The 25,381-nt window shown below is 74.2% G+C and carries 24 protein-coding genes; 9 read left to right on the forward strand and 15 right to left on the reverse strand.

From position 1 onward, the window contains the following. Positions 1-12: 12 nt before the first annotated feature. Positions 13-234, reverse strand: a complete 222-nt coding sequence (locus ACH495_RS08130) for a zinc ribbon domain-containing protein (RefSeq protein WP_396856991.1) — start codon at positions 232-234, stop codon at positions 13-15. A 56-nt stretch (positions 235-290) separates the two neighbouring features. Between ACH495_RS08130 and ACH495_RS08135 the strand changes: the two genes are divergently transcribed. The 3 genes from ACH495_RS08135 to ACH495_RS08145 all read left to right on the forward strand — a co-directional run bounded on the left by ACH495_RS08135 (position 291) and on the right by ACH495_RS08145 (position 5,922). After that, positions 291-1,466, forward strand: coding sequence for a lytic murein transglycosylase (locus tag ACH495_RS08135; RefSeq protein WP_396857334.1), 1,176 nt, complete (start codon positions 291-293; stop codon positions 1,464-1,466). A gap of 72 nt (positions 1,467-1,538) precedes the next feature. After that, positions 1,539-2,555, forward strand: a complete 1,017-nt coding sequence (locus ACH495_RS08140; protein ID WP_396857335.1) for a GNAT family N-acetyltransferase — start codon at positions 1,539-1,541, stop codon at positions 2,553-2,555. Between the two features lie 94 nt (positions 2,556-2,649). Then, positions 2,650-5,922, forward strand: coding sequence for a lamin tail domain-containing protein (locus ACH495_RS08145; protein ID WP_396856992.1), 3,273 nt, complete (start codon positions 2,650-2,652; stop codon positions 5,920-5,922). A 23-nt stretch (positions 5,923-5,945) separates the two neighbouring features. Here the strand turns inward: ACH495_RS08145 and ACH495_RS08150 are convergent, their stop codons facing one another. Next, entirely contained in the window at positions 5,946-6,641 is a 696-nt protein-coding gene (locus tag ACH495_RS08150) for a helix-turn-helix transcriptional regulator (protein WP_396856993.1), read from the reverse strand. Positions 6,642-7,151: 510 nt separating this feature from the next. Next, positions 7,152-7,493 carry a MerR family transcriptional regulator gene (locus ACH495_RS08155; protein WP_396857336.1) on the reverse strand — a complete coding sequence of 114 codons (342 nt, stop codon included), beginning with the start codon at positions 7,491-7,493 and terminating at the stop codon, positions 7,152-7,154. Positions 7,494-7,556: 63 nt separating this feature from the next. Here ACH495_RS08155 and ACH495_RS08160 point away from each other — a divergent pair, with 63 nt between their 5' ends. Next, a complete protein-coding gene (locus ACH495_RS08160) occupies positions 7,557-8,135 on the forward strand; it encodes an NADPH-dependent FMN reductase (protein WP_396856994.1) in 579 nt (192 codons plus the stop codon). Here ACH495_RS08160 and hemB read toward each other — a convergent pair. The 5 genes from hemB to ACH495_RS08185 are packed head-to-tail and all read right to left on the reverse strand — an operon-like array spanning position 8,129 to position 13,808. Beyond that, a complete protein-coding gene (gene hemB / locus ACH495_RS08165) occupies positions 8,129-9,112 on the reverse strand; it encodes a porphobilinogen synthase (RefSeq protein WP_396856995.1) in 984 nt (327 codons plus the stop codon). The two genes, ACH495_RS08160 and hemB, sit on opposite strands and share 7 nt — an antisense overlap. 13 nt (positions 9,113-9,125) lie before the next feature. Then, the gene (locus tag ACH495_RS08170) at positions 9,126-10,706 is read right to left on the reverse strand and encodes a uroporphyrinogen-III synthase (RefSeq protein WP_396856996.1); all 1,581 of its coding nucleotides are present in this window, start codon (positions 10,704-10,706) and stop codon (positions 9,126-9,128) included. Next, the gene (gene hemC, locus ACH495_RS08175) at positions 10,703-11,671 is read right to left on the reverse strand and encodes a hydroxymethylbilane synthase (protein WP_396856997.1); all 969 of its coding nucleotides are present in this window, start codon (positions 11,669-11,671) and stop codon (positions 10,703-10,705) included. Before hemC ends, ACH495_RS08170 begins: the two co-directional genes overlap by 4 nt. After that, positions 11,668-13,041, reverse strand: a complete 1,374-nt coding sequence (locus ACH495_RS08180; protein ID WP_396856998.1) for a glutamyl-tRNA reductase — start codon at positions 13,039-13,041, stop codon at positions 11,668-11,670. The genes hemC and ACH495_RS08180 overlap by 4 nt, the downstream gene beginning before the upstream one ends. Then, entirely contained in the window at positions 13,038-13,808 is a 771-nt protein-coding gene (locus ACH495_RS08185; protein ID WP_396856999.1) for a redox-sensing transcriptional repressor Rex, read from the reverse strand. Before ACH495_RS08185 ends, ACH495_RS08180 begins: the two co-directional genes overlap by 4 nt. 390 nt (positions 13,809-14,198) lie before the next feature. Between ACH495_RS08185 and ACH495_RS08190 the strand changes: the two genes are divergently transcribed. Then, positions 14,199-15,503, forward strand: coding sequence for a sensor histidine kinase (locus tag ACH495_RS08190; RefSeq protein ID WP_396857000.1), 1,305 nt, complete (start codon positions 14,199-14,201; stop codon positions 15,501-15,503). 71 nt (positions 15,504-15,574) lie between these two features. Continuing rightward, the gene (locus tag ACH495_RS08195) at positions 15,575-16,225 is read left to right on the forward strand and encodes a response regulator (protein WP_396857001.1); all 651 of its coding nucleotides are present in this window, start codon (positions 15,575-15,577) and stop codon (positions 16,223-16,225) included. 10 nt (positions 16,226-16,235) lie between these two features. Here the strand turns inward: ACH495_RS08195 and ACH495_RS08200 are convergent, their stop codons facing one another. Genes ACH495_RS08200 through ACH495_RS08210 form a run of 3 tightly spaced genes read right to left on the reverse strand, consistent with a single transcriptional unit; the run spans position 16,236 to position 18,874 of the window. Continuing rightward, positions 16,236-16,886 carry an HAD family hydrolase gene (locus tag ACH495_RS08200; protein WP_396857002.1) on the reverse strand — a complete coding sequence of 217 codons (651 nt, stop codon included), beginning with the start codon at positions 16,884-16,886 and terminating at the stop codon, positions 16,236-16,238. Positions 16,887-16,899: 13 nt separating this feature from the next. Continuing rightward, a complete protein-coding gene (locus ACH495_RS08205; protein WP_343444904.1) occupies positions 16,900-17,154 on the reverse strand; it encodes a glutaredoxin family protein in 255 nt (84 codons plus the stop codon). Next, a complete protein-coding gene (locus ACH495_RS08210; RefSeq protein WP_396857003.1) occupies positions 17,144-18,874 on the reverse strand; it encodes an AMP-binding protein in 1,731 nt (576 codons plus the stop codon). The genes ACH495_RS08205 and ACH495_RS08210 overlap by 11 nt, the downstream gene beginning before the upstream one ends. 460 nt (positions 18,875-19,334) lie before the next feature. On the opposite strand from ACH495_RS08210, the gene ACH495_RS08215 reads away from it, so the two are divergent. The 3 genes from ACH495_RS08215 (at position 19,335) to ACH495_RS08225 (ending at position 22,440) form a co-directional block, all read left to right on the forward strand. Next, positions 19,335-20,306 (forward strand): ECF subfamily RNA polymerase sigma factor, BldN family, encoded by a 972-nt coding sequence (locus ACH495_RS08215; RefSeq protein ID WP_396857004.1) that lies wholly within the window; start codon positions 19,335-19,337, stop codon positions 20,304-20,306. Between the two features lie 296 nt (positions 20,307-20,602). After that, positions 20,603-21,463 carry a DUF5667 domain-containing protein gene (locus tag ACH495_RS08220; RefSeq protein WP_396857005.1) on the forward strand — a complete coding sequence of 287 codons (861 nt, stop codon included), beginning with the start codon at positions 20,603-20,605 and terminating at the stop codon, positions 21,461-21,463. A 101-nt stretch (positions 21,464-21,564) separates the two neighbouring features. Beyond that, positions 21,565-22,440, forward strand: a complete 876-nt coding sequence (locus ACH495_RS08225; RefSeq protein ID WP_396857006.1) for an HAD family hydrolase — start codon at positions 21,565-21,567, stop codon at positions 22,438-22,440. An 8-nt stretch (positions 22,441-22,448) separates the two neighbouring features. Here ACH495_RS08225 and ACH495_RS08230 read toward each other — a convergent pair whose 3' ends face one another. The 4 genes from ACH495_RS08230 to ACH495_RS08245 all read right to left on the reverse strand — a co-directional run bounded on the left by ACH495_RS08230 (position 22,449) and on the right by ACH495_RS08245 (position 25,323). Continuing rightward, a complete protein-coding gene (locus ACH495_RS08230; protein WP_396857337.1) occupies positions 22,449-23,351 on the reverse strand; it encodes a lysophospholipid acyltransferase family protein in 903 nt (300 codons plus the stop codon). 251 nt (positions 23,352-23,602) lie between these two features. After that, complete coding sequence (locus ACH495_RS08235) at positions 23,603-24,676, reverse strand: NAD-dependent epimerase/dehydratase family protein (protein ID WP_396857007.1); 1,074 nt, start codon at positions 24,674-24,676, stop codon at positions 23,603-23,605. 119 nt (positions 24,677-24,795) lie between these two features. Further along, the gene (locus ACH495_RS08240; RefSeq protein ID WP_007465623.1) at positions 24,796-24,897 is read right to left on the reverse strand and encodes a 30S ribosomal protein bS22; all 102 of its coding nucleotides are present in this window, start codon (positions 24,895-24,897) and stop codon (positions 24,796-24,798) included. Positions 24,898-25,113: 216 nt separating this feature from the next. Continuing rightward, entirely contained in the window at positions 25,114-25,323 is a 210-nt protein-coding gene (locus ACH495_RS08245; protein WP_013288759.1) for a helix-turn-helix domain-containing protein, read from the reverse strand. Positions 25,324-25,381 lie beyond the last annotated feature (58 nt).

A 25,381-nucleotide genomic window follows, 5' to 3' on the forward strand; every position in this document is an offset into this window, starting at 1 on the left:
GCCGGCCGAGGATCAGCAGCCGCAGGACCCGCCGCAGCAGCCCCCGCCGGTCGGCGCGGGCGCTCCACCGGCCGAACCGGCACCACCCCGGCCGGTGACCGCCACGGTGGAGAGCAGCTTCACCGTGTCGGCGTGGCCCTGCGGGCAGGTGGCGGGCCGGGCGGCCTCGGCCATCGGGCGGTTGACCTCGAAAGTGTCGCCGCAGGCGCGGCAACGGAACTCGTACCGGGGCATGCGCACAGCGTACGGTCGGGCCTGACGCCGTCGCACGGATGGGTGATACTCGACGGGTGGTGGACGGCGAACGGCGAGCGACGGTCCGGCCCCTGCGACCCGCCGTGCCGCCCGACGGCGGCGCCGCGCAGGTCCCCGGCCCTCGGCGCGGCGAGCCCGCTTCGCCCACGAAGTCCACCGAGGAGTCCGTGCGGTCGCCCGCCTCCACACCGGAGGCCGGGGCACCGGAGTCCGTAACCGCCGCCACGCCGGAGGCCGCAGCACCGGCGACCGGCGGCCGGCGTCGGCGGATACCGTTCGCGCACGCCGGCCGCGTCCGGCCCCGGCAGCTCGCCACGGGCGTGGCCCGGGCCACCCGCGACTGGTCGCGCCGGCCCGGCGGGCGCACCACGCTGCCCGCGCTGTTCCTGCTCGCCCTGGTCGGGGCCGCCGTCGCGGCCGGCGCGGTGCTCGTGCCGGCGGCCGTCCGTAAGCCGGAGCCGGTCGCTGTCGAAGCCACCAGCGCCGCCCCGGTCCAGGGCGTGCCGCAGACCGGCGCCGTGCCGGGGCTGACCGGAGCGCCCGCGCTCCCCGGCCCGACCGGCCCGCCGGGCACCGTCGGGCCGACCGGCACGCCGCTGCCGGGCGGGCCGACCGCCAACCCCGTCCTGCCCGGCGGCCGTCCGGCCGACGCGCTGGCCGGCTGGGCGGAACGGGTCGGCCGCGCCACCGACATCCCGACGGTGGCGCTCCAGGCCTACGGCTACGCCGAGCTGGTGCTCGCGCAGACCCACCGCAGTTGCCAACTGAGCTGGACCACGCTCGCCGCGATCGGCTTCGTGGAGTCCGGGCACGGGTCGGCCAACAAGGCCAAGCTGGGCGCCAACGGGGTGGCCGCGCCGCAGATCCTCGGCGCGCGGCTCGACGGGCAGGGCGGCCGCTCCCGGATCCTCGACACCGACCAGGGCCGGCTCGACGGCGACAAGGAGTTCGACCGGGCGCTCGGCCCGATGCAGTTCATCCCCAGCACCTGGCAGGAGATCGGCGCGGACGCCGACAACGACGGCGTGAAGAACCCGCACGACATCGACGACGCGGCGCTGGCCGCGGGCGAATACCTGTGCAAGGGCGGCCGGAACATGACCATTCCGGGCGACTGGTGGGGCGCCATCCTCTCCTACAACGACGTCCGCCGGTACGCCCAGGACGTGTTCACCAAGGCCGACGAGTACGGCCGCCGGAGCGGTACGTGACGTGACGACGCGCGTACATTCGCGGACTCAACCCTTCCGTCGAGCTGCGGTTGACGGCAAGCTGTACGGGTGATGGTGCGCGAGTGGGACCCTCGGACCGCGTCGTCCGCCGAGATCGCGTCGCTGCTGGACACGCTGAACGCGGTCCTGGCGGCGGATCTGCCCCAGGATCCTCCCTGGCAGGCGAACTCCCTGCGGGAATACCTGTCCGAGGTGATGCCCGGCGAGCGGCGGATCTCCTGGATCGCCCAGGACGAGCCGGCGCCGGACGGCACGCCCGGCGCGATCGTCGGGCACGTGCACGTGCTGCTGCTCGGCGGCATCGGCGTGCTCGAGGTGATGGTGCACCCGACGCTGCGCCGCACCGGGATCGGCCGCGAGCTGGTGCGGGTGGCCGCCCGCCGGGTCTGGGACGAGGGCTTCCAGTCGATCGGCGTGGAGGTGGTCGGCGACACCCCGGCCGTGGCCTTCTACGAGGCGCTGGGCTTCACCCGGGAGTACGTGGAGACCCGCAGCGTGCTCGACCTGGGCGCGGTGGACTGGCCGGCGCTGACCGAGATGGCCGCCGAGGTGGGCGCGGGCTACCACGTCGAGTTCTGCCCCGGCGGGCCGCCGGACGAGCTGATCGAGGCGTACGCGCGGGCCAAGGCCGAGGTGCGCGACGCCGACGACGGCGAACTGCGCCCCAGCTCCTACGATCCGGAGCGGCTCCGCGACAGCCTCGCCACACTGCACCGGCGGGGCATGAAGCCGTACATCGTGCTGGCGCTGCACGAACAGACCGGCGAGGTGGCCGGGCTCACCGAGGTGGTGGTGCCGGCCCAGCACCCCACCCGGGCCGACCAGTACGACACGATCGTGGTCCGCGACCACCGCGGCTACGGCATCGACCGGGCCATCAAGGCGCGGATGCTGCTGGAGCTGCGTTCGGCCGAGCCCGAGCTGACCGAGGTGCAGACCTGGAACGCGCAGGCCAACGAGGCGATGCTGAAGGTCAACGCGGAGCTGGGCTACCAACCCGACCGCGACTGGTGCGAGTACGGCGTGGACGTCGCCGAGCTGGTGCACCGGCTGGACACCCACCGCTGACGCCTGTTCACCAAACGGCTGCCCGGGGGATGGACGCCGGCCCGCCGCGACCCTTAACGTGCGTTAGTTCCCGCCCACCCATCGTGGAGGCTCCATGCGCCCGCGCCGCACCTTAGCCGCGCTCGCGACCACCGCCGCCGTCTCCGTCACGGCGATCGGGATCGCACCCCCCGCGGCCAGCGCCGCGCCCAGCGACCTGTTCATCTCCGAATACGTCGAGGGGTCGTCCAACAACAAGGCCGTCGAGCTGTTCAACGGCACCGGCGCCCCGGTCGACCTGGCCGCCGGCGGCTACCAGCTCCAGCTCTTCTTCAACGGCGCCACCACCGCCACCACCGTGGCGCTGACCGGCACCGTGGCCGCCGGTGACGTGTTCGTCTTCGCCGCCGCGTCGGCCGCGCCGGCGATCCTCGCCCAGGCCGACCAGACGTACGGCGGGGCGCTGTTCAACGGCGACGACGCGATCGTGCTGCGCAAGGGTGAGTCGGTGGTCGACTCCATCGGCCAGGTGGGCGTGGACCCGGGCACCGAGTGGGGCAGCGGGCTCACCAGCACCGCCGACAACACGCTGCGCCGGCTGCCGTCGGTGAGCGCCGGCGACACCGACCCGGCCGACCCGTTCGACCCGGCCGCCCAGTGGGCCGGCTTCGCCACCGACACGTTCGACGGGCTGGGCAGCCACACCGTCGACGGCGGCGGGCCGGTCGACCGGCCGGCGACGCTGACCTGCGGCGGCGCGCTGACCCTGGAGGCCGGTGCCACCGCCACCCGCGAGGTGACCGCAACCGACGCCGACGACACGGTCACCGACCTGGCCGTCACCTCGGTCGTCCCGACGCCGGCGAGCGGCTCGATCAGCCGTACCGCGTTCACGCCGGCGACCGCGGCCGGTGGCACCGCCACCGCGACGCTGACCGCGACCGGCCTGCCGGCCGGCGCCTACACGGTCACCGTGACCTCGACGGACGCCGAAGGCGGCACCGCCACCTGCACGCTCGCCGTGCAGGCGACAAGCGTGCTGTCGGTGGGCGAGGTGCAGGGCCGCACCGCCGACGACGAGAGCGGCCGCACCGACCGGTCGCCGTTCGCGCCGGCCAGCGGCAACGGCACCAGCACGACGCTGTACGACGTACGCGGCGTGATCACCGGCAAGTCGCTGACCCGCACCTCGGCCGGGGCCGACCAGTGGGGCTTCTACCTGCAGAGCCGGCTCGGCAGCGAGGACGGCGACGCGCTCACCTCGGACGGCATCTTCGTCTTCATGGGCTCGTTCACCACCCTGATCGGCGGCTACGCCCCGACGGTCGGTGACGAGGTGGTGCTGCGCGGCCGGGTCTCGGAGTATTTCAACCAGACCCAGCTCTCCGGCGCCTCGCTGGTCCGCAAGCTCGACTCCGGGCTCGACGTGGACACCGCGGTCCGGGTGGTCGACGCGGTCCCGCCGGCCGAGGCGGACGCCGCCGACAGGTTCTGGGAGCGGCACGAGGGCGAGCGGGTGCGGGTCCGCGCCGGCAGCGGCGTCTCCGCGCCCCGGCACATCTACGCCTCCACCGCGGACTCCGAGATCTACGTGCTGGACCGCGAGGACCCGATCATGAAGCGGTCCGACCCGTACGCCCGCCGGGTGTTCCGGGACGCGCACCCGCTGGACGACATCCCGGGCACGCTCTTCGACAACGGCAACAACCAGCGCATCCTGCTGGGCGCGGGCGGCGTGAAGGCGACCGCCGGTGACTCCGGCGCGCTGCTGCCCGAGGCGCGCACGTTCGACACGCTGACCGAGGACGCCTACGGCTCCGTCTCGTACGCGTTCAGCAAGTACAGCGTGCAGCCGGAGCAGCTCACCCTGACCGGTGGCGCGGACCCGGCGGAGAACAACCCGCCGCGCCCGGCGGACCGCACCAGCGAGGTCGCGGTCGCCACCTACAACGTGGAGAACCTGTACGACTACCGGGACGACCCGTTCGACGGCTGCGACTTCGCCGGCAACAGCGGATGCCCCGGGGTCAACCCGCCGTTCGACTACGTGCCGGCCAGCCCCGAGGCGTACGCCGCCAAGCTGGCCACGCAGGCCCGGCAGATCGTCGACTCGCTGCACAGCCCGGACCTGATCCTGGTGCAGGAGGCCGAGGACCAGGACATCTGCTCGGTGGTCGACGGCAGCCTGGCCTGCGGTGACGTCAACAACGCCGACGGCGCGCCGGACACGGTGCAGGAGTTGGCGCTGGCGGTCGCCGCGAACGGCGGCCCGGCCTACGCCGCCGCGTACGACCGGACCGGCGCGGACGCCCGCGGCATCGCCTCGGCGTTCCTCTACCGCACGGACCGACTGACGCTGGCCCAGGCGACCGCCACCGACCCGCTGCTGGGTTCCGCGCCGACCGTCGAATACCGCTCGACGGCGCTGCCGTCCAACGCGGACGTGCAGAACCCGAAGGCGTTCAACGCGGTGCTGCCGGACGACGTGGACCGGTCGACCGGTGTGGACGGCGGCAACGTCTACACCCGGGCGGCGCAGCTGGCCCGGTTCTCGGTCAAGGCCGCGCCCGGCTCGGGCGAGCAGTTCACGCTCTGGGCGGTGGCCAACCACTTCTCGTCCGGACCGGACAGCCGGGTCGGGCAGCGGCGCGAGCAGGCCGCGTACGGTGCCGCGATCGTGCGGGCCGTCGAGGCGACCGACCCGAACGCCCGGGTGGTCTACGGCGGCGACCTGAACGTCTTCCCGCGCCCCGACGACCCGATCGCGACCGGAGCGAACCCGACCCCGTCGGACCAGCTCGCCCCGCTCTACCAGGCCGGCCTGCACAACCTGTGGGACGACCTGGTCGCGGACGCCCCGGCGGCGGCCTACTCGTACACGTTCAGCGGGCAGGCGCAGACGCTCGACAACATGTTCGTGAACGACCCGATGCACGACGACCTGGTGCAGGTGCGGACGGCGCACATCAACGCCGACTACCCGACCGACGCCGCGGAGCTGGGCGACCGGGGCGCCAGCGACCACGACCCGACGGTGGCCCGGTTCCGGTCGCGCGCCGCGCTGCGGGTGGCGGACACCTCGGTGACCGAGGGCGACAAGGGCACCACCACGATGACGTTCACCGTCACCGTGTCCCGTCCGCTCTCCGAGCCGGCCCTGCTCTGTGCGGCCACCTACGGCACCACGGCCCAGGCCGGCGCGGACTACGACCCGTACGTCGGTTGCCGGGTGCTGGCCGCCGGCCGCACCTCGCTGGCCTTCCCGGTCACCGTGCGCGGCGACCGCAAGCGCGAGGCGAACGAGCAGCTCACGCTGTATGTGGCGGGTGTACCGGGGCTCCGGCTCGCCGACCCGTCCGGCGTCGGGACGATCCTGAACGACGACTGAGCGGTGTTCCGCGCGGCGGCCCGTCATCCGGCTCTCCAGCCGGGCGGCGGGCCGCTGCGGTGTCCGCGCCGCTGCGGGTCGGGTGGGGGCGGCACGTTCCGGTACTTGGCCACCCGTACCTCCCACTGGCTGCGCCGCCGCAGCGCGTCGCGGACGGCACGGTCCCGGTAGAACGTCTCCGGCGGCCGGGCCAGCCCGTACCGGTCGGCCCACCACTCCCCCGGCTGCGGATCGGTGACGACGTCCAGATGCGACGGGTAGCGCCGCTCGGCGCCGTCGCGCAGGTCGGCCCGGTCCCGCATCGGCTTGAGCACCGTGCCGGCCTCGTCGACGACGACCAGCCGGAAGCCGGCGGTGCCGAGAATGCGCGACAGCATGGCGAGGCTGGGCGCGAGCGTGCCGGCCTCGATCCGCCCGACGGTGGTCGGGTGCACCCGGGCGAACCGGGCCAGCTCACGTTGGCTGGCGTCGGCACGACGGCGGACCGCGCGAACGATCCCGGCCGCCGGGAAGGGGATGTCGAACGGCTCGGTGAGCAGCGCCGCCGAGCCGCCCTCGGGTGCGTGGTCGTCCTTCCGCGCGTGGTCGTCCTTCCGCGCGTGGTCTTCCTCCCGCGCGTGGTCTTCCTCCCGCGCGTGGTCTTCGGCGGGCACCGTGGCTGCTTCCTCCGCGCCGGGCGTGGTGGCCACCTCGGGTGGGCCGTCGCCGGTTTCTGTCACCCCGCCACGTTCGCGCCTCCTCGGGATCCCGGCAACCCCCGCCCTTCCCACTGTGGAAAACCCGCCAGCCGGTGTTGACAACCGCTCCGCAGCCTCGATGAGTTGCGCACCTGGCGAACACAGAGGGTGAGAATAACGGTCAGTTAGGGCACATGCTTGAGCCATCAAGCTCCCGGAGCAGTTAAGCCCTCAAAGCAGACAAAAGTCCACCGCGGCCGCCAGTCGGGGGTATGGCTGTCATCGCCTTTGCGCTGCAGCCACCGAGTCAGCAGTAACCGAAAGTGTCCGATGCGTCTTTGGCTGCAGAGCAAAGGCGACGCGAGGGAACGGCACAGGGCGGCGAGAAATCTACGCTGCGTAATCAAGGGGGTTCATGAACATCCCTGGGAACAGCGAGCGGATTGGACGCCAAATCCGGCATGGGCCGGCATGCAGGCGGCCGGGCACCAGAGCCGGGTCAGGCGTGAGGCGCGGGGGCACGGGGGCGTAGGGGCAGGGGGATGCACCAGCTCACAGGTCGCAGAGCCGGCGGCCGGAGCGGATGCCGTCGAGCGCGGTGTGCAGCTCGGCGATGCGCCGCTCGGCCTCGGCGGTGAGCCCGTCGTGCAGTCGCTGCCAGTCGGCGAGGTCCGGCTCGGGCGGCAGCGCCGCGAGCAGGTCCCGGATCTCACCGACGCTGAGGCCGATCCGCTGCGCCACCCGGGCCACCCGCACCCGGCACGCCGCATCGGGACCGAACCGGCGCTGGTTGCCGCTGGTCCGGCTGGCCGTGATCAGGCCCTGCCGTTCGTAGAAACGGATCGCGGAGCCGCTCGCCCCGGACTCCCGCGCCACCTCGCCCACCGTCAGCATGCCCACGGCACTCCCCCGGAACGGCTTGACTTCAATATTTGTTCAAGTCTTAGCGTCACTCGCATGATGACGCAAGAACCGCCGCTCACCCTCGCCGTGCTCGTCGCCAGCGTTCGCCGGCCCCGGATGGGTCGGTTGATCGCCGACTGGTTCGTCGACCACACCGACCGTCGCGGCGGTTTCCGGACCGACCTGATCGATCTCGCCGAGGTGCCGCTCCCGCTCGCCGACACGCCTCCCGGCGGCAACCCGGCCAGTCCCATCGCCGGCCGCCTCGACGCCGCCGACGCCTTCGTCGTGGTCACGCCGGAATACAACCACAGCTTCCCGGCGGCCCTGAAGAACGCCATCGACTGGCACCAGCGGGAGTGGAGGGCCAAGCCGGTCGGGTTCGTCTCGTACGGCGCCGGCTCGGGCGGGATCCGTGCGGTCGAGCAGCTCCGGCTGGTCTTCGCCGAACTGCACGCCACCACCACCCGCACCGGCGTGGTGCTCATCGCACCGTGGGACCGCCTCGACCAGCAGGGCCGGCTGGTCGACGACGGCCCGCTTGGGCGGGCCGTCGACGCGACGCTCGACGAGGTGGGCTGGTGGGGCGAGGCGCTGCGGACCGCCCGCCGGCGACGGCCGTACGGTCAGTAACGCTCGCGGAGGAGCTGGGCCGCCTCGACCGCCCAGTAGGTCAGGATGATCTGGGCACCCGCCCGGCGGATCGAGGTGAGCGTCTCCAGCATCACCCGCTCCCGGTCGACCCAGCCGTTCGCAGCGGCGGCCTCGACCATGGCGTACTCCCCGGAGACCTGGTAGGCGGCGACCGGGACGTCCACCGCGGCGCGCACCGCCGCGACCACGTCGAGATAGGGCAGCGCCGGCTTGACCATCACCATGTCGGCGCCCTCGGCGACGTCCAGCTCGACCTCGCGCAGCGACTCCCGCAGGTTCGCCGGGTCCTGCTGGTAGGTGCACCGGTCGCCCTCCAGCGCCGACTCCACCGCGTCCCGGAACGGGCCGAAGAAGGCGGAGGCGTACTTCGCGGCGTACGCGAGCACCGAGACGTCCTGGTGCCCGGCGGCGTCCAGGGCCCGGCGGACGGCGCCGACCTGGCCGTCCATCATCCCGGACGGCCCGACCACGTGGACCCCGGCGTCCGCCTGGGCGACCGCCATCTCGGCGTACGCGGCCAGCGTGGCGTCGTTGTCCACGCCGCCGTCCGGGGTGAGCAGGCCGCAGTGCCCGTGCGAGGTGAACTCGTCCAGGCAGAGGTCGCCCATCACCACCGTCGAGTCACCGACCTCGGCGATCACGTCCCGGATGGCCACGTTGAGGATGCCGTCCGGGTCGAGGCCGCCGGAACCGGTCTCGTCCCGCGTCGTCGGCACCCCGAACAGCATGATGCCGCCGACCCCGGCCTGGACCGCCTCGACCGCCGCCTTGCGCAGCGAGTCCCGGGAGTGCTGGAGCACCCCCGGGAGCGACGCGACGGCCCGCGGCTCGGTCAGCCCCTCCTTGACGAACATCGGCACGACCAGCTCGGCCGGGGCGATGCGGGTCTCGGCGACCAGCCGCCGCACGGCCGCGTTGCGGCGCAGCCGGCGGGGCCGGATCTCGGGGTACGGCATGAGGGGCCTCCTGTCAGCGGAACCTCAGGGCGGTCGGGCCCTGCACCTTCGAGCCGCGGCGCTGCTTCGCCGGCATGGCGGCGAGCTTCTCGCGCAGCTCGACGGCGTAGGCGGCGAGCGCCTCCACCAGGTCGGGCACCGAGGCGTGCGGCGGCTGCACGTCGACCCGCAGGCCGAACTCCGTCGCGGTCTCCGCCGTCTTGGGCCCGATGACGGCAACAACGGTACGCGCATGCGGCTTCCCGGCGATGCCGACCAGGTTCCGGACGGTCGAGGACGAGGTGAAGAGCACCGCGTCGAACCCGCCCGACTTGATCGCGTCGCGGATCTCGGCCGGCGGCGGCGCGGCGCGCACGGTCCGGTACGCGGTCACGTCGTCGACCTCCCAGCCGCGCTCGGTGAGCCCGGCGGCAAGCGTCTCGGTGGCGATGTCGGCGCGCGGCAGCAGCACCCGGCCGACCGGGTCGAGGATCTCGTCGTGCGGCGAGAACTCGGCCAGCAGGCCCTCGGAGGACTGCTCCCCGGCGGGGACCAGCTCCGGCTGGATGCCGAACGCGCGCACCGCGTCGGCGGTCGCCTCGCCGATGCAGGCGATCTTGACGCCGCCGAAGTGCCGGGCGTCCAGCCCGTGCTCGCCGAACTTCTCCCAGACCGCCCGGACCGCGTTCACCGAGGTGAAGATCACCCAGGCGTACCGGCCGTCGACCAGGCCCTTGACCGCCCGCTCCATCTGGGCCGGGGTGCGCGGCGGCTCGACCGCGATGGTCGGCACCTCGCACGGGATCGCCCCGTACGCGCGCAGCCGCGCGCTCATCGCGCCGGCCTGCTCCTTGGTGCGGGGCACCAGCACCTTCCAGCCGTACAGCGGGCGGTTCTCCCACCAGCTCAGCTTGTCGCGGTCGCCGACGCCCGCGCCGACGGTGAGCACGACGCGGCCGGTGAAGCCGAGCGCCGCCGCGACGAAGGAGTCCACGGTCGACGTGGTGGTGTACTGCGTCTCGCCGGTGCCGTCGCCGGTCACCCCGACCCCGGTGCCGCCGTCGACGCCGGCGGCCAGCAGCCCGTCCCGGACGGCGGCCAGGTCACCGGCGTCCACGGCCAGCGCCAGCGAGCCCCGGCCGACCGCGGTGGCGAGCGCGTCGAAGTCCAGCGCGTTGACGTCCTCGACGTCGGCGGCGGTGCGGACGCCCGGCAGCGGCACACCCGCGTAGGTGGCGACGCCCTCGGCCTGGCCGACGCCCGGCACCACCTCGAAGTGCGCGGCGGTACGTGCCACCGCCTGCACCTCCTTGACCACCGAGTCGTGGCCGAACGGGTCACCGGCGACCAGGTGCACGGCGTTCTGCCCGGAGCGGGCCGCGGAGATCAGCACCTTCGCCACGTCACCGGGCACGCCCTCGGCGGGGCTGAACTCGGCGTCGGGCCGGGCCTGGGCGCGGACGTGGGTCAGCAGCGACTCGGGGACTCCCCGGTCGTACACCACGTGGTCGGCCTCGACCAGGGCGTCGAGCGCCCGGCGGGTCAGCAGGCCCGGGTCTCCGGGGCCGGCCCCGACGAAAGCGATCCGGCCTACGGGCTTACGGGTGCGGGTCATTCTGTGCTCCCAAGTTGCTGGGTCCCCGGACCGGCATGTCCGTCCTGGCCGAGGATCGAGTCGGCGCCGAGTTCGAGGAGTTCGGCGGCGAGTGCCTTGCCGATCTCCGCCGCGTCGGCGGGCGTTCCGGTGCGGGACAGTCGGAGGTCACGGGAACCGTCCGGACTGATCACCGCACCGCGCAGGTAGATCTCCTCACCGGTCTCACCCTCGGCGAGTTCGCCGTAGGCGGCCACCGGTGCGCTGCACCCGGCCTCCAGGGTGGCCAGCAGCGCCCGTTCCGCGGTGACCGCGGCCCGGGACGGCGCGTGATCGAGCCGCGCGAGCAGCTCGACCAGGTCGTGGTCGTCGGCCCGGCACTCGACGGCCAGCGCGCCCTGGGCGGGCGCGGGCAGCATGAGCATCGGGTCGAGCGTCTCGGTGATGACGTCGGCGCGACCGATCCGGGTGAGCCCGGCCCGGGCCAGCACGACGGCGTCGAGGTCGGCGTCCGGGCCGAGCACCCGGCCGAGCCGGGTGTCGATGTTGCCCCGGATCGGGGTGACCTCGAACTGCATGCCCAGCGCGTGCAACTGGGCGATCCGGCGCAGCGCGCCGGTGCCGATCACCGCGCCGGGCGGCAGCTCGGCGAGCGTCCGGCCGCCGGTGGCGACCAGCGCGTCCCGCGGGTCCTGCCGGGGTGGCACGGCCGCGATGTGCAGGCCGGGCGCCGCCGCGGTGGGCAGGTCCTTGTACGAGTGGACGGCGAAGTCGATCTCGCCGGCGGTCAGCGCGTCCCGCAGCGCGGAGACGAACACGCCGACGCCGAGCCGCTGCACCGGGGCGGTGGAGCGGTCCCCGGCGGTCACCACCTCGACCAGCTCGACCGGGCGGCCGGTGGCTGCGGTGAGGGCCTCGGCGACCTGGCCGGACTGGGCCAGCGCCAGGACGCTGCCCCGGGTGCCGAGGCGCAGGGGGGCGGTCATCGCGCACCTCCGGTGGGCGGGACGTCGGCCGCGTCGAACGACGAGCGGCCGTCGGTGTCGGTGTCGACCACGTCGGGGACGGTGTCGACCGGGGACGTCTGCGGCACTTCCAGGTCGAACAGCTCGCGCAGCAGGGCCGCGTACTGGTCGCCGCCGGGTTCGGCGGCGAGCTGGCGGACCCGTACGGTCGGTTGGTGCAGCAGCCGCTGCACGACCCGGTGCACGGTGCGGGCCACCTCGGCGCGCTGGTCGTCGCTGAGGTCGGGGCGGCGCTGGCCGAGCCGGCGCAGCTCGGCGGTGACCACGTCGTCGGCCCGGCCGCGCAGCGCGGCCACGGTGGGCGCCACGTCGGCGCCCCGCAGCCAGCTCAGGAACGCCTCGACCTCGCCGGCGACGATGCGGCCCACCTCGGCGGCGTCGGCGGCGGCCGGCCCGTCGGCGAGGACGGCGGCCATCCGGTCGATGTCGATCACCTCGACGCCCGGCAGCTCGGCGACGCCGGCCTCGACGTCGCGCGGGACGGCCAGGTCGAGCAGGACCAGCGGGCCCCGGTCGGCGTCGCGGCGGGCCCGCGCCCGGGTCACCACGTCGCGGGTGAGCACCGGCTCGGCGGCGGCGGTGGCGGCGACCACGATGTCCACCGTGGAGAGCGCGTCGACCAGCTCGGCCATCGGCACGGCGGTCGCGCCGTACGACTCGGCGAGCCGGACCGCGCGGGCGGCGCCCCGGTTGGTGACGGTGAGCGGGCCGGAGCCCAGCCGGGACAGGGTGGCCACGCTCAGCGAGCCCATCGCCCCGGCGCCGACCACCATGGCGGGTCGGCCGGTCAGGTCGCCGCCGAGCAGGCCGGCGGCGAGGTCGAGGGCGGCGGTGACCACGCTCTGCCCGGCCCGGTCGATGTTGGTCTCGGCGTGGGCGCGCTTGCCGACCCGTAGCGCCTGCTGCATCAGCTCGTGCAGCAGCCGGCCGGCCGAGTCGGCGCCGCCGGCCGAGTGGTAGGCGTCGCGGAGCTGGCCGAGGATCTGCGCCTCGCCGACCACCATGGAGTCCAGCCCGGCGGCGACCCGGAAGACGTGGTCCACGGCGGCGGCGTCGTAGTGCACGTAGAGGTGCGGGGCGAGCGCCGCCGGCGGGCAGTCGGCCTGCTCGGCCAGGACCGCGCAGATGTCGCCGAGGCCACCGTGGAAGCCGGAGACGGCGGCGTAGACCTCCACCCGGTTGCAGGTGGAGACCAGCACGGCCTCGGCGACGTAGGGCTGGGCGACGAGCCGGTCCAGCGTGCGGGTGAGATCCGCGGGCGGGACGGCCAGTTGCTCCAGGGTGGCGACCGGGGCGGTGCGGTAGGACGCGCCGACGACGAGCAGTTTCACGTGCCGATCGCCTCCTGGGTGTCGGTGGCCGCGAGCCCGCCGGGCAGGGCGGTGAGGGCGGACCCGCCGGTGGCGGGCAGCGCGGTCAGCGACGCCTTGCGGTGCTCGTGGAAGGACAGGATCTGCAGCTCGATCGCGAGGTCGACCTTGCGCACGTCGACCCCTTCCGGGACCGAGAGTACGCACGGCGCGAAGTTGAGGATGCTCGTCACGCCGACGGCGACCAGCCCGTCGGCGACCGCCTGGGCGGCCGGGGCCGGGGTGGCGATCACGCCGATCGAGATCGACTCCTCGGCGACCACCCGGGGCAGTTCGTCGACGTGCCGGACGACCAGCCCGTTTATCCGCTCGCCGACGCGGGACGGGTCGGCGTCGAGGAGCGCGGCGATCCGGAAGCCGCGGCTGGCGAAGCCGTCGTAGCCGGCCAGGGCGTGACCGAGATTACCCACGCCGACCAGCGCGACGGCGCGGCACTGTGTGAGCCCGAGCACCGACTCGATCTGGTCGATCAGCAGCGCGACGTCGTAGCCGACGCCCCGGGTGCCGTACGAGCCGAGGTGCGACAGGTCCTTGCGGAGCTTCGCGGAGTTGACGCCGACGGCGCTGGCCAGGCCCTCGCTGGACACGGTCTCGTGCCCGGCGTCGGCGAGCGCGTGCAGCGCGCGCAGGTATTCCGGGAGCCGGGACACGGTCGCCTCGGGCAGGTCCGGAAGCGCCGGTACGGCACCGGTGCGGCCGGGCGCGCCAGAAGGACGGTGCTGACTCATGAGACTCCGTGCGGTGCGATCCTCGACCGACGACGGGGGCCGGCCGTTTCGGGACTCCCGCTGGCGACCGATGTTGCCGGCTGTGCTAGCAGGGCGCGTCGGAACTACAGAGTAGGCGCTTGTGAAGAGGTGCACAAATCGCGATCTTGATGACTCGCGACGCGGCTCCACCTGCCCCTCCATTCCTACAAGATCGATCAACCGCGCTTTGTCGGCGGCGCGAGGCGATTATTGCTCAATCCCGACTTCTCTGACCAATCGCGCGCGGCCGGTAGCGCTCCGTGATCGGCGCGGCGAGGCGCTTCTCACGTGCCGGGTAGGGAGAACCCCACCCCGGACCGGCCGGCGTACGGGATGGGCCGGCCGGGGCAACGCCCATAGCCTCGAACCATGACCGCCGCGCCGTTGGCCACCGCACCCGTCCCCTCGTCGCCCGTCCGGAGCCTGCTCCGCCGACTGGCCCACGACACCGGCTACGTGCTCTTCAGCCTGCCGCTGGCGCTGGTCGGGTTCGTGCTCGCGGTGGCGGGGATCTCACTCACCGCCGGGCTGCTGGTCACCACGCTCGGCCTGCCGATCCTGGCCGGTGTGCTCTACGCCGCGCGCGGGCTGGCCGACCTGGAACGGCTCCGGCTCCCCGGCGTGCTCGGCCGGCCCCGGGTCCGCCCGGTCTACCTGACCCCGGTACGCGGCGCCCGGTTCTGGCGGCGGGTGTTCACCCCGATCCGCGACCCGCAGTCCTGGCTCGACCTGCTGCACGCGTTCCTCCGGCTCCTGGTGACCGTGCCCACGTTCGTGCTGATGCTGGTGTGGTGGGCGCTGGCGCTGACCGGCACGCTCTACGGCGCGTACGACGGCGCCATCCCGCGCGGGCCGGACGACCAGGACCTCAGCCAGCTCCTCGGCATGGGCGACGGCGCCCGCGAACGTATCGCGCTGAACACCGCGATCGGACTGTTCGCCCTGTTCACCCTCCCGCTGGTGGCCCGGGCCTGCGCCCGGGTCCAGGCCGCGCTGGCGTACTCGCTGCTCACCGGCGTGGCCGAGATGCGGCAGCGGATCATCACGCTGGAGGAGCAGAAGCGGGCCGCCGCCTCGGCCGAGGCGTCCGCGTTGCGCCGGTTGGAGCGGGACATCCACGACGGGCCGCAGCAACGCCTGGTCCGGCTCGCCATGGACCTGGGCCGGGCCCGCCACCAGCTCGCCGCCGACCCGGAGGCGGCCCGCCGCACGCTGGACGAGGCGGTCGCCCAGACCCGGGAGACGCTCGACGAGCTGCGCGCCCTCTCCCGGGGCATCGCGCCGCCGATCCTGGTCGACCGGGGGCTGCCCAGCGCGCTCGCCGCGCTCGCCGCCCGGGCGCTGGTGCCGACCGAGCTGCTCGTCGACGACGACCTGGGCACCGCGGGCGGCCGGCTCGACCCCGCCCTGGAGAGCACCGCGTACTTCGTGGTGGCCGAGGCGCTGACCAACGTCGCGAAGCACAGCCGGGCCACCGCCTGCCGGGTCGAGGTGAGCCGGAAGGTGGGCCGGCTGGAGATCACCGTCGGCGACGACGGGATCGGCGGCGCGCACCTGGCCAAGGGGCACGGGCTCAGCGGCATCGCCGACCGGGTCCGGGCGGCCGGCGGCACGCTGGAGGTGGACAGCCCGGCCGGCGGACCGACCCGGATCCACGCCGAGCTGCCCCGGTGACGACGGCCGGCGGCGGTCCGGGCCCGACGGCGGCCTCGCGGTGGGACCCGGACGTGGTAGACACCGGACCCATGCGGGTGGTGATCGCGGACGACGCCGTACTGCTCCGGGAGGGGCTGAGCCGGCTGCTGACCGACTTCGGGCACCAGGTGGTGGCCGCCGTCGGCGACGGGGACGCGCTGGTCGAGGCCGTGGTGGCGCACCGGCCGGACGTCTCGGTGGTGGACGTGCGGATGCCGCCGTCGCACACCGACGAGGGGCTGCGCGCGGCGGTGGAGGCCCGCCGCCGGGTGCCGGGCACGCCGATCCTGGTGCTGTCCCAGTACGTCGAGGTGTCGTACGCCGACGACCTGCTGGACACCGCGGGCGGCGCCGGCATCGGCTACCTGCTCAAGGACCGGGTGGCCGCGATCGACGAGTTCCTGGACGGGCTGTCCCGGGTGGCCGCCGGCGGCACGGTGCTCGACCCGGAGGTGATCAGCCAACTGCTGGTGCGGCGGCGGCGCGACGACCCGCTGGCCGCGCTGACCCCGCGTGAGCGCGAGGTGCTGGCGTTGATGGCCGAGGGCCGCTCCAACACCGCCATCGCCCGGGTGCTGGTGGTGAGCGACGGCGCGGTGGAGAAGCACGTCCGCAACATCTTCACCAAGCTCGGCCTGCCGCCGGACGCCACCACCCACCACCGCCGGGTGCTGGCCGTCCTGGCCCACCTGCGCGCCTGACCGGCCCGACTCAGGGCAGCGCGCGGGCCAGGGTGACCGCCTCGGTGAGCGTGTCGGCCACCGGGTGCCCGCTGGCGCGCAGCGTGCCCGGGTCGGAGAGGCCACCGGTGTAGAGGACTGCCGCGCCACCGACCGAGGTGGCCGCGTCGGCGTCGTCCAGCGAGTCGCCGATCAGCACCACGTCGGGGCCGGCCAGCCCCAGCTCGGCCAGGTGCTTCTCCAGCCACTCGGCCTTGTGCCCGCCGCCGACCGTGGCGCGCAGCCCGTCCACGCGGCGGAAGTGCGGGGTCAGCCCGTACGTCTGCACGGTGGGCACCAGCTCGTCGTGGAACCACATGGACAGCAGCGACTGGCTGCCCGGCCAGGCGGCGATCGCGGCGGTGGCGTCGGCGGCCAGCGCGCAACTGGTCAGCCCGGCCCGGTACGCGTCGTGGAAGATCCGGTCGAGCGCGCCGAACGCCTCGGCGTCGACCGCCCGGCCGAGCATCTCGGCGTAGTAGTCGGCGATCGGCCGGCGGAACCGCACCCGGTGCTCGTCGGCGCTGACCGCCGGGCCACCGGCGCTGGCGAACGCCACGTTGGTGGCCCGGACAACCAGGTCGAGGTCGTCGAGCAGGGTGCCGTTCCAGTCCCACACCAGGTGGCGCCGCGTCTCCGTCACCCGGACACGATAGCTAGAGCTGAGGGGTGGTCAGGTCGCGCAGCAGCCGGTCCTCCTCGACCCGCCAGTAGCCGTGCTCCTTGCCGTCGAGCAGCACCACCGGCAGCCGGTCGCCGTAGTCGCGTTCCAGCTCCACGTCGCCGGTCACGTCCTTCTCCACCCAGCGGTCGCCGGTGACCGCCACCACCCGGTCGAGCGCCGCCTTGGCGTCCTCGCAGAGGTGGCAGCCGGGCCGGGTGATCAGGATGAGCCTCGCGTCACTGGACATCGGGTACCTCCGGGCGGGTCTCGGTCGGCGGTGCCGGCGACGGCACCAGGGGCGCCGGGCGCAGCTCGGTCTTGCGGACCTTACCGATCGCCGAGTACGGCAGGGCGTCGACGAACTCGACGGCGGTCGGGCACTTGAACCGGGCCAGGTTAGGCGCGCAGTGGGCGAGCAGCTCCGCCGTCGTCACCGACGAGCCGGCCGCGCGCACCACGTACGCCCGCACAGTCTCGCCGGTCCGCGGGTGCGGCACGCCGAGGACGGCCGACTCGGCCACCCCGGGGTGCGCCTGGAGCACCAGCTCGACCTCGTGCGGATAGACGTTGAAGCCGTTCACCAGGATCAGCTCGCCGAGCCGGTCGACCAGGAAGAGGTCACCGTCGCCGTCGGCGTACGCCACGTCGCCGGTGGCCCACCAGCCGTCCGGGTCGGGGCCGCCCCGCCCGTCCGGCCAGTAGCCGGCGAACAGGTTCGCGCCGCGTACCACGATCTGCCCGGGGTCGGTGCCGGTCGGGTCGTCGGTGAGGTCCATCCCGTCGTCGTCGGTCTCGGCGGCGGGCACCCCGTCGCGCCACAGCTCGTCGCCGTCGACCCCGACCAAGCGCAGCTCGACGCCGGGCAGTGGGCGGCCGATCGAGCCGGGTTTCGGCTCGCCGCCGACCAGCGTGGAGGTGAGCACCGGCGCGGTCTCGGTGAGCCCGTAGCCGACGTGCACCGGGTGCCCGGTCAGCTCGGTGAAGCGCGCGCCGACGGACGGCGGCAGCGGTGCCGCGCCGCACACCGCGACCCGCACGCCGGCCATCGCCGTCGCCCGGTCCCCCGCCGCGTCGGCCCAGCTCAGGAACATCGACGGTACGCCGAGCAGCACGCTGACCCGGTGCCGGGCGATCTCGTCCAGCGCCCCGGCCGGACCGGGCTCGTCGACCAGCACGCCGGTGGCGCCGTGGTGCAGCACCGCCCCGAGCCCGGAGTTCAGCCCGTACGCGTGGAACAGCGGCAGCGCCAGCAGCACGATGTCGTCGGGGCCGACCACCGGGGGTTCGATCCGGTCGACCTGGGCGTGGTTGGCGGCCAGCGCCCGGTGCGACAGCATCGCGCCCTTGGGCCGGCCCTCGGTGCCCGAGGTGTAGAGCAGTACGGCCAGGTCGTCCCCGCCGCGGATCGGGAAGCCGGCCGGGGCGTCGTCGCCGGCGACCGGCGGGGCGGTGTGCACCGCGCGCAGCGCGGGCAGCGCGGCGGTGTCCACCCGGGCGGTCACCTCGGCGGCGCCGACCAGGGTCGCGGCGCCGGAGTCGACGAGCACGTGCCGCAGCTCCCGGGCGGTCAGCGCGGGGTTGACCGGCACGGCGACCAGGCCGGCGCGGAGCACGGCCAGGTAGGTGACCACGAAGTCGGGGGTGTTGCCGAACGCGATCGCCACCCGGGGCGGGTGCGGCGTCCGGACCGGCGGCGGCGCGGCGGCGTGCAACGCGCGGGCGGTGGCGGTGACCGCCGCGTCCAACGCGGACCAGGTGAGGGTGGCGTCGCGCCAGTGGAGTGCGGCCCGGTCGCCGTGGTCGGCGGCGGCCCGGCGGAGGCGGTCGGCGAGGTTCGGCGCGGGGCTGTCGGCGGCGTCCTGCACGGTGGCCGAGTCTGGCACAGCCGGGTCCGCCGGGCCATGCCCCGAGCGCCCGTCCCGGGTCCGCCGGACCGGACCGCAATTGACAGTGGACAATATTCCCATGCGTGGGATCGGGATCTTCACCGCCGCCGGCAGCCATTGGCGGAAACGGCCTCACGAATCGTCCTCACGACACGCCGGGCGGATGAAAAATCGGCCCCGACCTGGACTTTCCACTCGGGACCAGGTTCCCGCGCGAAAGTCAACCACAGGCGACGGACAACCGGTCCGGCAGGAGTGCGACCACGCGGGAAATACTTCCGCTCTGTGTAACGGACTTGCCACGCGCGGGTGACGTTGGGCCTATCATCACTCGGGTCGGCTCACCCGATTTGCCGTGAGTCGACACCCCTCAGCCCGAGGAGGCCCCCGTGCCCGTGAGCGCATTGGACCAGCACCTCAACGGGACATGCCGCCCGCCGGCACGTCCCGGACCGGCCGCGCCCCACCGGGTCGTACCCGGTCCCGCGGCACCGCCACGGCGCCCGGCGAGGCCGCTGCCCACCTGGACCGGGGAGGCACGGTGACCACGTTCGGTCACGCGGAACGGCCGGCCGGGATGACCGGCCCGACCCAGCGGAACCCGCTCAACGAGCGCGCCGATCCCGCGCCACGCGCGGACGGGCTGCTCGCGGTGCGCGGTGAGGGGCTACGGACCCGCAGCCGTGCGCACCACGGCAACGAGGCGCCGCTGCGCCCGGCATTACCCGGCGGCAACGCCAAACCCGCCGCCGGCCGGGTCGGCGCCGCGCCCCGCCCGGCCGTCCCACCGGCCCAGGCCCGACGTGGTGACGCGGCGACCAGCACCGAGCCCTCCGCCGCCGAGACCGCCGTACTGCCGGCGGTGACCGCCGGCGACACCGCGGTGCTGCCGGCCGTCCCGGCCGCCACGCCCGCCACCGGCTTCCCGAGCCGCCCCGACCCGTCCGACCCGGCCACCGAGGTCTGGACGCTGGTCGAGCGGGCGCAGGCCGGCGAGTCCGAGGCGTTCGGCCTGATCTACGACCGGTACGTCGACACCGTCTTCCGGTTCGTCTACTTCCGGGTCGGCAACCGCCAGCTCGCCGAGGACCTCACCTCCGACACGTTCCTGCGGGCGCTCAAGCGGATCGGTAGCTTCACCTGGCAGGGGCGTGACCTGGGCGCCTGGCTCGTCACCATCGCCCGCAACCTGGTCGCCGACCACTTCAAGTCCGGGCGCTACCGGCTGGAGGTGACCACCGGCGACGTCCTCGACGCCGACCGGGAGGACCGCGGGCCGGAGGGCAGCCCGGAGGCGGCGGTGGTCGAGCACATCACCAACGTCGCCCTGCTCACCGCCGTGAAGCAGCTCAACCCGGAGCAGCAGGAGTGCATCGTGCTCCGGTTCCTCCAGGGCTTCTCGGTCGCCGAGACGGCCCGTGCCATGGAGAAGAACGAGGGCGCCATCAAGGCCCTGCAATACCGGGCGGTGCGGGCGCTGGCCCGGCTGCTGCCCGACGGCTTCCACGGCTGAACGACCCCGCCGCATCCCCCGCCCCGCCCACCGGCCCGGCGCCGGTGGCTGCCGCGTGCCCGGCTCGCTCGCGACCGCCGTCACACCCGGTTATTTCGCCGACGAACGGGCCGTAACCGGCGACCGGCGCGAACCGTTTCTCCGGGTGCGACCAGTGGTTGTCCCGGCGTCCCCCGGGCCCACCCGGTCCGGCGGGTCAGGTCGGCCGTTCCGGTCGGCCTCGGCCACACGCTGCCACGGGTCGCTGGTGACGACGACGGCCGCCCGGCCGTGACCAGCGAGAGGGGGTGCCCGCGGTGGACAGCGACCTCTTCTCCGGTCGGCGAGCCGAGCGCTTCGCGCAACTCCTCGACGAGGCCAACGGCGGACGCCGACACCACGTCCGGTCCCGGGCCGACGGTGAACTCACCGCGCTCGTGGAGGTGGGCCGCCGGCTCACCGTCGAGCGGCCCACCGTCGAGGTCGACGCCGAGTTCCGCACCGGCCTGCGGGCGATGCTCGTGGCCACCGCCGAACGTGAGGGCGTCACCGCCACGACCGGCGCCGGCGCCGCCACCGGTGGGCTCGGCGCGTTGCTGCCCGCCATCACCGGCCGCCGGGCGCGGGCCCGGGGCGCGATCCTGGTCGGCGTGGCCGCCGGCGCGATCGCCCTCTCCGGCATCTCCGCCGCCAGCGAGAACGCGCTGCCCGGCGACGCGCTGTACGGCATGAAGCGCTCCACCGAACGCGCCCAGCTCGCACTGGCCAGCTCGGACATCAGCCGTGGGCAGCTCTTCCTCGACTTCGCCCGGACCCGGCTCGACGAGGCCGCCACGGTCCGCGACGACCGGCTCGGCTTCAGCGCCGTCCTGGACGACATGGACGCGGACACCCGCCAGGGCGTACGCCTACTGACCACGGTGGCCGCGCAGCGCTCCGACCCGACCGCGCTGGACGCCGTGGACACGTTCCTCGCCGGCCAACGCCGGGTGGTCAGCGGCCTGCTGGCCCGACCCGACCACGCCGACCGGGACCGCACCCACCGCTCGCTGGCTCTGCTCGACGCCGCCCGCCGGCGCACCGACGCGCTGCGCGAGACGATCGCCTGCGGGCTGCCGGCGCCGACGGCCAGCGACACGCTCGGGCCGGCGCCGACCACCTGCCCCGGCGACCGCTGAGCGCACGGCCACACTTCCCCCGACGGACACCTGACCGTCACGAGACGCCGGATACGCTCGACCCGGACCGCGTAGGCGGTCGTCGAGGGAGGGAGGTCGCCGTGACCGGGTCCCGCAAGGTGACGGTCAGCACCGACGTCCACGGGCACACCGCCGGTTGGGCGGAGACCCCGGCGGCTCCCGCGACCACTGTCGCGCCGGACCCGACGGCCGCCGCGTTCTTCGACGTGGACAACACGATGATGCAGGGCGCGTCGATCTACTGGTTCGCCCGCGGGCTGGCCGCCCGGAACTACTTCACCGCCGGTGACCTGACCCGGTTCGCCTGGCAGCAGGCCCGGTTCCGGCTGCTCGCCACCGAGCACGCCGGCACCATGACCCAGGCCAAGGAGGCCGCGCTCGCCTTCGTGCAGGGCTGGCGGGTCGACGATGTGGAACGGCTCACCGAGGAGATCTTCGACGAGCTGATGGCGCCGCGCATCTGGACCGGCACCCGCCGGCTGGCCCAGCGTCACCTCGACGCCGGCGAGCGGGTCTGGCTGGTCAGCGCCGCCCCGGTGGAGATCGGCCGGGTGATCGCGGCGCGGCTCGGCCTGACCGGCGCGATCGGCACGGTGGCCGAGGTGGTCGACGGGGCATACACCGGCCGGCTGGTCGGCGACCTGATGCACGGGCCGGCGAAGGCCGAGGCGGTCACCCAGCTCGCCGCCGTGGAAGGGCTGGAGCTGGCCCGCTGCGCGGCCTACAGCGACTCCGCCAACGACCTGCCGATGCTCTCCGCGGTGGGCCGCGCGGTCGCGGTCAACCCCGATCCGGCGCTGCTGCGGCGGGCCCGGGAGCGGGGCTGGGAGGTCCGCGACTTCCGCACCGGCCGTCGGGCCGTCCGCATCGCCGTGCCCTCGACCGCCGCCGCCGGGCTGCTCGCCGGCGCGGTGACCGCCGGGCTGGCCCTGCACCGCCGCCGCCAGCGCGGCTGACCCGGCGCTCAGGGGCCGAACGGGTCCGGACGCCGTTCGAGCAGCTTGTGCAGCGTGTGCTGGATGGTCTCCCGCACCTGGTCGGCGAGGTTGAACACGACCAGCGGGTCGTCCGCGGAGTCCCGCAGGTGCGCGGTCGGGATCGGCGGGCAGAACTCGATCAGCCACTTGCTCGGCAGCGGCACCATGCCCAGCGGCCCCAGCCAGGGGAACGTCGGCGTCACCGGGAAATAGGGCAGCTTGAGCAGCCGGGCGAGCGGCTTGATGTCGGCGAGCATCGGATAGATCTCCTCGCCGCCGACGATGGCCACCGGCACGATCGGCGTGCCGGTACGCAGCGCGGCGGAGACGAAGCCGCCGCGGCCGAACCGCTGGAGTTTGTAGCGGTCGGAGTAGAGCTTGCCGACGCCCTTGAAGCCCTCCGGGAACACGCCGACCAGCTCGCCGTTGCCGAGCAGCCGTTCGGCGTCCGGGTTGCAGGCGACCGTGCCGCCGGTCTTGCGGGCCAACTCGGACACCACCGGCATCCGGAAGACCAGGTCGGCGCCGAGCAGGCGCAGGTAGCGCTGGCTCGGATGGCGGTCGTGCAGCGCCGCGGAGAGGATCAGCGCGTCCAGCGCCACGGTGCCGGAGTGGTTGCCCACCACCAGGCCGGCACCCTCGGTCGGCACGTGCTCCAGGCCGCCGACCTCGGTGCGGAACCAGTCCCGGTAGAGCAGCCGGACCAGCGGATGGAACACCGCGTCGGTGAGGTCCGGGTCGAAGCCGAACTCGTCCACCTCGTAGTCACCGGCGAGCCGGCGTCGCAGGAACGCCAGCCCCTGCGCGACCCGGCGGTCCCACTGGTCCCCCGGCCGGTCGCCCACGGCCGGCCCGGACGGGGCGTCCCCGGGGGCGGCGTTCTCCGCCACCGGCTTCTTCACCACGGCCTTCTTCGCGACCGCCTTCTTCGCCACGGTCTTCTTCGCGACCGGGCGCGTGGCCGGCTCGTCGGTGGAGGTGTCCGGCTCGTCCGCCGCCGCCGCCGGCTCCGCGGGCGCGGGCGGCCGGGCGGCCGGCGCGGTGACCGGCCGGTGCCCGTTGCGCCGCGCCGGCTCCGCGTCCGGTCCGGGCCCGGCCGGGGGTACGTCGAAGGGGGCGTCCCACCGCTCCCGTGGGCTGCTCATGAGCGCTCCCGGACGGTCGAGCGGACCTGACGGATGCTCTCCAGCACCAGGTGCTCGGCCGCGGCGAGCTGGTCGCGGGTCACCACCACACCGCCGTGGTGGGCGCGGACGAAGTCGTCGAAGGCGGCGGCGGTCGAGCGGGGCGTGAAGCCGAACTCGCGCTCCAGCCGGGTGGTGTCCACCACCCGACCGTGCACGAAGAGGTCGACCTGGTCCAGGCCGTACCCGCCGAAGCCCAGCGTGCGGGCGACCGCGGCCACCCCGGCCAGGCCGGGTTCCAGCACCGGCACGGCCACCCGGCCGGCCCGGCGGATCGCCTGCGACAGCGACAGCACGCCCGGCCCGGCCACGTTGAACGTCCCCGGGTGCTCCTCGGCGACCGACCGGTGCAGCACGGTCAGCGCGTCGTCGATGTGCAGGAACTGGAGGCGCGGGTCGCGGCCGAAGATGGTGGGCACCACCGGCTGCGCGAAGTAGCGGGTGAGCGTGGTGTCGGCCGTGTAGCCGATGAACGGCGCGAAGCGCAGCACGGTCGCGGTGACGTCGGGCCGGCGGCGGCGGAAGCCGCGAACGTACCCCTCGATGTCGAGGATGTCGCGGCCGAAACCGCCGCGCGGCACCTCGCGCGGCTCGGTCTCCTCGGTGAAGACGGCCGGGTCACGGAACGAGACCCCGTACGCGGCGGTCGACGACCGGACCACCAGCCGGCGCAGGCGCGGCGCGCGCTGGGCGGCGGCGAGCAGCTGCATGGTGCCGATGACGTTCTGTTCCTTCATCGCCGCCCGGCCGCCCTGCTGCGCGTCGGGTGCGGTGACCAGCGCCAGGTGCGCCACGGCGTCGACGTCGAGGTCGATCAGGAGGCCGCCGAGCGAGTCGAGGTCGAGGCGGACCAGCTCGACGTCGGAGAGCAGGTCGGCCAGCTCGGGGTTGGGTGGAGCCGGGTCGACGCCGATGACGCGCTCGATGCGCGGGTCGGCGGCGAGCCGGGCGGCGACGTTGGCGCCGAGGAAACGACCGACCCCGGTGACGACGACGACCCCCGGGGCACCGGAGGTGCCACCGAGGGTCATGTCGTGCGCCTTGCGCGGCAGACAGGATCGAGCCGGGACGTCCGCGGCCTGATCACCTGAGCCTCCGAGGGTCGACAGTTGGCAAGTGGTGCCGGTGCCGGGTCAGCGCCCGGCCCCGGTCACTTGCCGAGACGGCGACGCTGGACGCGGGTCTTGCGCAGCAGCTTGCGGTGCTTCTTCTTAGCCATGCGCTTGCGGCGCTTCTTGACCACCGAGCCCATACGACAGCCTTTCGATGCAACGTGCGGGGCGGACCGGGAGGCACCACCACCGGTGGCGCCGTGCCCGCTTGCGGACAACGGACCGGACCAGCGTGGTGGGCCGGGCACACCAGGAGCGATCACGGTCGGGCTCCAGGGTAGCCGGAGTGCGTCAGCAGGACCAACGCGCCCCCGTCGATGCCCCTTTTCGTCGCACTCGGCGGCGCCGCCGAGGGGTCAGGCGGACTCCTGGAACGCGCCCCGGAGGTATTCGTGCACGGCGTGCTCGGGCACCCGGAACGAGCGACCGACCCGCACCGCGGTCAGCTCACCGCTGTGCACGAGACGGTAGACCGTCATCTTGGAGACCCGCATGACCGTTGCCACCTCGGCGACGGTCAGGAACCTGACATCCGACAGCCGTGCGTCGGACTGCGACCCGGCCATGGCTCACCGACCCATTCCCGTGCCCGGCGCGTGCCACCGGGCAGGTGCTCCCGCCTCG

The sequence above is a fragment of the Micromonospora sp. NPDC018662 genome, assembly GCF_044391475.1.
Classification (GTDB): Bacteria; Actinomycetota; Actinomycetes; order Mycobacteriales; family Micromonosporaceae; genus Micromonospora.

Excerpts from the sequence above, each read along its gene's own strand:
- ACH495_RS08130 (WP_396856991.1), bottom strand. The coding sequence starts at position 234 with ATGCCCCGGTACGAGTTCCGTTGCCGCGCCTGCGGCGACACTTTCGAG.
- ACH495_RS08140 (WP_396857335.1), top strand. The coding sequence starts at position 1,539 with ATGGTGCGCGAGTGGGACCCTCGGACCGCGTCGTCCGCCGAGATCGCG.
- ACH495_RS08145 (WP_396856992.1), top strand. The coding sequence starts at position 2,650 with ATGCGCCCGCGCCGCACCTTAGCCGCGCTCGCGACCACCGCCGCCGTC.
- ACH495_RS08155 (WP_396857336.1), bottom strand. The coding sequence starts at position 7,493 with ATGCTGACGGTGGGCGAGGTGGCGCGGGAGTCCGGGGCGAGCGGCTCC.
- ACH495_RS08160 (WP_396856994.1), top strand. The coding sequence starts at position 7,557 with ATGATGACGCAAGAACCGCCGCTCACCCTCGCCGTGCTCGTCGCCAGC.
- hemB (WP_396856995.1), bottom strand. The coding sequence starts at position 9,112 with ATGCCGTACCCCGAGATCCGGCCCCGCCGGCTGCGCCGCAACGCGGCC.
- ACH495_RS08170 (WP_396856996.1), bottom strand. The coding sequence starts at position 10,706 with ATGACCCGCACCCGTAAGCCCGTAGGCCGGATCGCTTTCGTCGGGGCC.
- hemC (WP_396856997.1), bottom strand. The coding sequence starts at position 11,671 with ATGACCGCCCCCCTGCGCCTCGGCACCCGGGGCAGCGTCCTGGCGCTG.
- ACH495_RS08185 (WP_396856999.1), bottom strand. The coding sequence starts at position 13,808 with ATGAGTCAGCACCGTCCTTCTGGCGCGCCCGGCCGCACCGGTGCCGTA.
- ACH495_RS08190 (WP_396857000.1), top strand. The coding sequence starts at position 14,199 with ATGACCGCCGCGCCGTTGGCCACCGCACCCGTCCCCTCGTCGCCCGTC.
- ACH495_RS08195 (WP_396857001.1), top strand. The coding sequence starts at position 15,575 with ATGCGGGTGGTGATCGCGGACGACGCCGTACTGCTCCGGGAGGGGCTG.
- ACH495_RS08205 (WP_343444904.1), bottom strand. The coding sequence starts at position 17,154 with ATGTCCAGTGACGCGAGGCTCATCCTGATCACCCGGCCCGGCTGCCAC.
- ACH495_RS08210 (WP_396857003.1), bottom strand. The coding sequence starts at position 18,874 with ATGGGAATATTGTCCACTGTCAATTGCGGTCCGGTCCGGCGGACCCGG.
- ACH495_RS08235 (WP_396857007.1), bottom strand. The coding sequence starts at position 24,676 with ATGACCCTCGGTGGCACCTCCGGTGCCCCGGGGGTCGTCGTCGTCACC.
- ACH495_RS08240 (WP_007465623.1), bottom strand. The coding sequence starts at position 24,897 with ATGGGCTCGGTGGTCAAGAAGCGCCGCAAGCGCATGGCTAAGAAGAAG.
- ACH495_RS08245 (WP_013288759.1), bottom strand. The coding sequence starts at position 25,323 with ATGGCCGGGTCGCAGTCCGACGCACGGCTGTCGGATGTCAGGTTCCTG.